Annotated in this window: 6 protein-coding genes; 5 read left to right on the forward strand and 1 reads right to left on the reverse strand. The window is 69.1% G+C overall.

Annotation, left to right across the window (positions count from 1 at the left end; translation table 11 throughout):
* Positions 1-43: 43 nt before the first annotated feature.
* On the reverse strand, positions 44-994 hold the full coding sequence (locus tag ACFW0G_RS45130) for a cytochrome P450 (RefSeq protein ID WP_378331758.1): 951 nt from the start codon (positions 992-994) through the stop codon (positions 44-46).
* Positions 995-1,003: 9 nt separating this feature from the next.
* On the opposite strand from ACFW0G_RS45130, the gene ACFW0G_RS45135 reads away from it, so the two are divergent.
* The 5 genes from ACFW0G_RS45135 to ACFW0G_RS45155 all read left to right on the forward strand — a co-directional run bounded on the left by ACFW0G_RS45135 (position 1,004) and on the right by ACFW0G_RS45155 (position 6,564).
* Positions 1,004-2,695 carry a fatty acyl-AMP ligase gene (locus ACFW0G_RS45135; protein ID WP_378331759.1) on the forward strand — a complete coding sequence of 564 codons (1,692 nt, stop codon included), beginning with the start codon at positions 1,004-1,006 and terminating at the stop codon, positions 2,693-2,695.
* Positions 2,696-2,765: 70 nt separating this feature from the next.
* Positions 2,766-3,065, forward strand: a complete 300-nt coding sequence (locus ACFW0G_RS45140; RefSeq protein WP_378331760.1) for an acyl carrier protein — start codon at positions 2,766-2,768, stop codon at positions 3,063-3,065.
* A gap of 138 nt (positions 3,066-3,203) precedes the next feature.
* The gene (locus tag ACFW0G_RS45145) at positions 3,204-3,515 is read left to right on the forward strand and encodes a hypothetical protein (protein WP_378331761.1); all 312 of its coding nucleotides are present in this window, start codon (positions 3,204-3,206) and stop codon (positions 3,513-3,515) included.
* Entirely contained in the window at positions 3,515-5,986 is a 2,472-nt protein-coding gene (locus ACFW0G_RS45150) for a WXG100 family type VII secretion target (RefSeq protein WP_378331762.1), read from the forward strand. Before ACFW0G_RS45145 ends, ACFW0G_RS45150 begins: the two co-directional genes overlap by 1 nt.
* A 35-nt stretch (positions 5,987-6,021) precedes the next feature.
* A complete protein-coding gene (locus tag ACFW0G_RS45155) occupies positions 6,022-6,564 on the forward strand; it encodes a hypothetical protein (protein ID WP_378331763.1) in 543 nt (180 codons plus the stop codon).
* The last annotated feature ends 135 nt before the right edge of the window (positions 6,565-6,699 follow it).

A 6,699-nucleotide genomic window follows, 5' to 3' on the forward strand; every position in this document is an offset into this window, starting at 1 on the left:
GCTAAACGCGCTCGGGTGCCGTGGGCGAAGCGCGTTTAGCGGGCTAAACGCGCTCGGCGGGGGAGGTGCGGGTGACCTGGGCGTACTCCAGGCCGTGGAACACGCGGTGGGGCTTGTAGCGAACCTCGCCGACGACGTGGGAGGAGGTGAGGACGGCGGACAGCGCGCGCAACGCGACCTCCCCTTCGGCGACCGCGACCCGCGAGCCAGGGCAAGCGTGCCGCCCGAGCCCGAACGCGAGCCCGTCACCGAGCGGGACGGCGAGCTTGTCGCCCTTCTCGAACGTCACCGCCGACACGGTGAGCGGGCCGGTCACGCGCCGGGCGGCATACCGTGTCGGCGCGATCTCCTGGACGAGCCGTCGAACCTCGACCTCGTCCGGTTGCCGCGGCCGGCGAAGCAGGTCCAGACCCGCGACAGCGAGGAAGTTCATCGAGTTCTCGTACGCCGCGTGCGCGAGCATCACCGGCGTGAGCATGAGCTCGTCCTCCGTGACCCGGCCCGCGTCGTGCGCTTCGCGCAGCAACGCCAGCCCGCCGCCCTCGACGGCCGTCGCCTTGAGGAAGAACATCGCGACTCGCAACGCCGCGAGGTCCGCACCCGGCGGCGCTCCACCCGACCAGACGTCGAGGTTTGCCGCCGTCTCGGAAAGCGCTGTGAGCAGCCGCGCGTCGAGTGGTTCGACGGCGCCGAGCACCGCGGACGTGACCCGCGCGGCGACAGGCCGGGCGAAATCGGCGACGAGATCGAACGACACCGACATTGCCAGCCCGGCAACCACGTCCTCGATATCGGACCGCACAGCCGACGGCAGTGGCTCCACCAGCGCGATGATCTCCTTGACGACTTCGCGCAACCGGCGGTGGTCGGCGCCGTCCATGAGCAGCAGATTGGCCTGGCCGGTCGCGCCGCCGTCCGGATCGGAGCTGAGCCGCGGGTCACGCAGCGCCCCGACCCGGTCCGCCCGCGCGTCCAGTACGAAGAAGTCGTCCACGTTCGTATGATGCCCACACCGCGACGGGATCGTCTGGAGGATGCGGCCGTGCCGGACGAGGTACCCGAGGAAGTTCTGCGCACCCCGCTGGTGTTGCGCCTGCTCGATCGTGCCGACGACGCACGCCCCGCTTTCACACACATCGACTGCTCCGGCGGCGACATGGCCGAGCGGACGCTGACCTGGTCCGAATTGCTGGTCCGCGTCCAGGCAGTCGCGGCAGCGCTGAACGGGCGCATCAGGCAGGGCGCCCGGGTCGCGATCGTCGCGCGCCAAGATCTTTCCTACGTCGCTGCCTTCTTCGGTGCGTTGTACGCGGGCGCGGTGGCCGTCCCGCTGTCCGCGCCGGATCTGCGCGCACAGCGTGAGCGGCTCGTGGGGGCGCTCAACGACTGCGACGCCGAGGTGTGGTTGACGGCCGACGCGATCGCCGATCGGGTGCGGGAGTTCGCCGAAACCGAAGACGTCGCGAGGCCGCGTGCGATTCTCGCTGTCGACACGCTGCCCGCCGTCGCGGTCGAGCCGGCTCCGCTCACTCCGGACACCCCCGCGTACCTGCAGTACACATCGGGCACGACGCGCGCGCCCGCGGGCGTCGTGATCACTCACCGCGCGCTCGCCGCGGCGTGCTGGCAGGTCTGCGCCGCTTACGACGTCGACGACGGCACCACCTGCGTCGGCTGGATTCCCTTCTTCCACGACATGGGCCTCGTCCAGCTACTGGCCGGGACGGTGCACAGCGGCGGCAGGTCGGTGTTCCTCGCCCCGCTGGAATTCATCCGGCGGCCCGCTCGCTGGCTGACGCTGATGTCGGCCTACCCGAAGACGCTGACCGCGGCGCCGAACTTCGCGTATGACCTGCTCGTCGAGGCTGTTCCCGAGGCGCGGCGCCGGGCATTCGACCTGTCCGGCGTGCACATCGCCCTCAACGGCAGTGAACCTATTCGGGCTGCCACCGTCGAAGCGTTCCTCGACGCCTACGAGCCACACGGATTTCCGCGCAACGCTTACCGCCCGTCGTACGGGCTGGCCGAAGCCACCGTCTACGTCGCCAGCGGCGGCGACACGAACGGGCCGGTCGTGACGCGGGTCGAGGATCGGTCCCTCGTCGCGGTCGGTCGTCCGCGGGGACAGCGGATCCGGGTGGTCGACCCGGACACCGCTTGCCCCGTCCCCGACGGCGCGACGGGGGAGATCTGGGTGCGAGGCCCGAATGTCGCCGCGGGGTATTGGCGTCGGCCCGAACTCACCGCCGAAGTCTTCGACGCGCACGTCGACGGCGAAGGTGGCTGGCTGCGTACCGGCGACCTCGGCTGGTGGGACGGCGAGCAGCTCTACGTGACCGGACGGCGTAAGGACCTGATCATCGTCGACGGCCGGAATCACTATCCCCAGGACGTCGAGGACACCGTCGCGGCCGCACACCCCGTGCTCGGCCGGGACCGGGTGGCCGCCTTCGCCGTCGATGGTGACACCGGGGAAGCCCTGGTCGTCGTCGCCGAGCGAGCCCGCGGGGCGGCAGCCGCCGAGGTCGACGAAGACGAGGTCGCTCGCGCTGCCGCTCGCGCAGTCGTCGCCGCCCACGACGTCGCGCTCCACACCTTCCTGCTGGTCAAGCCGGGCGCGCTGCCCCGGACGTCCAGCGGCAAGGTCGCGCGTTCCGCGGCCCGAACGCGGTTCTGGACCTCCCCAGCAGGCTGAGCCCCTCGCCGCCCCCAAGTGCGTTTAGCCCGCTAAACGCACTTGGCGGGGGTAGGCGAGAATTCGGGGTATGGCCGCTGAGGAGCATGTCGAGAAGATCAAGGCGATCGTGTGCGAGACGTTCGGCGTCGATCCGTCGTCGATCGACGAGACGACGCCGTTCGCCGACATGGGCGTCGACTCGCGCCGGCGGGTCCGGCTGCTCGCGACGGTCGAGGTGGAGTTCGGCATCGACATCGATCTGGACGAACTGGACCGGCTGGTCGACATCCGCAGCGCCGCGCAGCTGCTCGACGAGACGATCGAGGCGGGCGGCAAGCCGCGTAAGCGGGGCCTGCCCGGCCTGCTGCGGCGCCACCGTTTGAGTTAGCAAACCGGGCGAAGCCGCTGCGGTGCGGATGACCGCTGGGTACATTTTGTGTGCATATGCGACGGCACCCGCGGCCGGTCGCGTGCGTCGTACCCAGGACAACCACGGGGACAGCTCGGACGTAAGGGGGCACCGGTCATGCCGGACGGTGGCTACAAGGCGAATTCAGAGGCGATGCTCACAGCGCAGACCGCGCTCGAGCGCGCCGCGGAGAAGACGTCGGGCAAGGCCGACAAGGTGGCTCCCACACCGCTGACCGCGAAGGAGTTCGGCCGGGTGCACGGGGACGCGTTCACCGGTTATCAGAAGGGCATCGAGGCCATCGGCGCGGCCATGAAGGGCTACGCGGGGCAGCTGACCCAGCTCGGCGGCGGTGTCGGCACTGCCGCGACCAGGTACAGCTCGGCCGACGAGCAGCAGGCCGCGGCCGCGAAGAAGGCGGGCAACTGATGGGTCTCTCCAAAGAGCAGCAGGCCGAGCTCGACAAGATGATGGCCGACCCGTACGTCACCGCGGGCACGAAGCGGGACCTGATGACGGCGGCCTTCTTCGGCGGCAATTTCGACGAGGCCAAGAAGAAGTTCCAAGCCGAGCACGACGCCAACGCGGCGGCCGACAAGACGGCGCGTGAGAAGGCCGGTAAAGCGGAAAAGGATCTTCAGGCACTGCAAGGGCCCGCTCCCGGCGGCGTGGGCGTCAAGAAATCGGACGAGGTACTCGATCTCGGGAATCCGGCGCTGGACTTCTTCTCCCAATGGTCCGACCAGATCTGGAACAAGATGCCGGACTGTCCCAGCGCGATCAACTACAAGTCCGATGTCTGGGACAAGTTCCACGAAAACCGGGAAATCAACTTCCAGAAATTCCTCGACGAGGTCGAGGATCTGACCGGCGCGCGCAAGACCACGGACGAGACGCGCACTGACGCGACCTCTGCGCTGAATACGCTCTTCCACGATTGGAAGGGTGAGGGCGCGACCGCGGCGAAGGTCAAATACGAGCAGCGGATCCAGCCCGACGCCAAGGAACTCATCGACCAGATGGACGGTGTCGCGAAACTGGTCCCGGAGACCATGACGCACATCTACACCGCGCTGAAAACCAAGGTCGACGAGGCGCTGAAGCTGCGTGTCGACGAGGTGGCCAAGGCGCCGCTGTACATCGCCAAACAGGTCATCGAGGTCGCCGCGGGAAAGGTCGACTCGAAGGACAAGCTCAAGGACATCGCCGGGTGGCTCGATTCGGTGTGCCCCGGAAACAACCTCGCCGACCGGCTGGCGCATGACGACTGCAAGCTGAACAAGGAGAACAAGGACTACGCGATCGGCGCGGCGAAACAATGGCTGACCGGTTCGTTCACGCCCGAATTCGGCAAGCGGTACGAGTCGTTCAAGGGCTTGTGCAAGAACGCGACCGACACCATCAATCAGCACTATCACACGCTGTCTCGGTACATGGAGGAATACACCAACCCGTTCCCGGCGCCGTCGTCGGGTAAGACCGATCCGTCCGGAAATGGAAACGGTAACGGCAACGGAAACGGGAATGGCAACGGGAACGGTTCGGGTAACGGGACCGGTGGCGGTACTGGCGGTGGCACCGGTGGCGGTACCGGCGGAGGAAGCGGCAGCGGGGGCGGCGGCAGCGCCACTCCGCCGTCGGCGGCCGAGCCCAAGCCGGAGGACAAGAAGCCCGAAGACGGGATGAACCCGATCACCCACAAGCCGCTGGAGATCGACCCGGAGACCGGCAAGCCGTACCCGATCGACCCGAAGACCGGCGAAGCGATCAAGGACGCCGGCGACGATCAGGACACCATGACCGTCCAGAAGGGCGACAACAAGATCTCGATGTCCGAGCCGGACAAGGACGGCAAGATGGACGTCTCGGTCGACGACGGTCACGGGCACAAGAAGGACTACAAGCTCGACTTCGACAATCCGCAGGTTGGACCGGACGGGAAGCCGTTGCCCGGGGCGGACGGCCACGATCCGAAGGCCGGTTTCGGGCCGCAGGGCACGCAGCAGGACGGGAAACCGGGCGCGGATGGCGCGTACCACCCCGGGCCGGACGGCAAGATCCACATTCAGGACGGCAACCTCAAGATCACCGCCGAGCAACCGCAGGGGCCGAACGGCCCGACGGTCGTCACGGTCGACGACGGCAAGGGCGAGCCGACCAAGTACACCTTGGACGAGAAGGGCGAAAAGCACGAGCTCAAGCCCGGCGAAGATCCGTCCGGCCCCGGCGGGACGAAGGATCCCAAGCAGCCGGTGCTTCCCGACGACCGTGCGCCCGACTCGGGATCGCACCAGGGCAAGCTGGACGACGTCACGACGATGCCGGCGCCCGCCCCGGCGGAAGGCGTCACCACGATGCCCGCGCCGGACAACAGCGGCTTCGCCGCGCCCGGTGGCGTCGACGCGGGAGCGACTGCCGACAGCGGCGCCCCGGCGGACACCGGTGCCCCGGCCGGTGGAGGTGCCGACGGGGCGGCCGCGACGCCGGCGGCGGACGGGACCGCGGCCGCCAGCACAGATGCCAAGTTCGACCTGGCTGGTAACGGCAACTCGCTGGAGCCCGGTGCGCACACCGGGGCGTCGGCACAGGCCACCGGCGATGTCGGGCTCGGTGCGGCGCCCGGCGGCATGGACCATCCGGCGGCCGCCGGGCAGATGGCCGGTGCGACCGGTGGTGCGGGCTCGGGCGCCGGCGGGATGAGTGGCATGAGCGGGATGGGGGGCATGGGCATGATGGGCGGCATGGGTGGCGCGCCGGGTGGTGGTGGCGGTGGTGACCAGCAACGCGGTCCCAGCCAGTACCGCATCGAGGGCGGTGTCTTCGAGACCAGCGGCGCCGGCGGCCGGATCAGCGGATCGCTGGACGACGAGGGTGACCGGTCGATCAGCTATGAGCGGTAGGGCGTCGGCGTGAACGAGCGGACGAGGGAGCGGCGATGAGTGCTGTGGACAGGCTGAGGGCGGCGATGTCCGCATTGGATACCGCCACCAGGGAACAGCAGGAGCAGCGCGGGCTCCGCGAGCGGCACGTCGCCGAGGCGAAGGCCGATGCCCTGAAGACGATGGAGCGGGACGCCGCGGTCCATGGCAAGTACATGGAACACATGCAGGAGCTGGCCAAACGGCACAAGGAGTCCGGCGGCTGGCTCACTGAGAAGGCGCTCTCCGACCGCAGTCACACCATGAAGTTCGGGCCGGAGGACGAGGAGAAGCCCGCCGACCAGTTCGGGCAGTACACGCGGGCCGCGGCGGCACACCGCGACGTGACGGCGCCGCCTCCGCCGATCGCGCCGTCGGTGCCCGGCGTACCGGGTGACCTGCCCCCGGCGCCCACCGCGCCGCCCGCCCCGGTCGAACAGGCGCCGCCCGCGCCGGAGCCGACCTCGCCGCCGTCACCCGCGCGGCGTCGCGGACGGCATGCCCGGAGTGACGCGTTCGACGACGACGATTTCTCGAACAACACGTGGATGGTCGACTGACCCGGTCGGTCCGGTCACGTCGAGGGCCCCGTCTCCGCCAGGAGCCGGGGCCCTTTTCGTGCTGCCCTCACCGCCCCGAAGCGCGGTTAGCGGGCTAAACGCGGTCCTTAGCGTGCCTAAGCGCCGCGTTTAGCC

The sequence above is a fragment of the Amycolatopsis sp. NPDC058986 genome, from assembly GCF_042741125.1.
Classification (GTDB): domain Bacteria; phylum Actinomycetota; class Actinomycetes; order Mycobacteriales; family Pseudonocardiaceae; genus Amycolatopsis.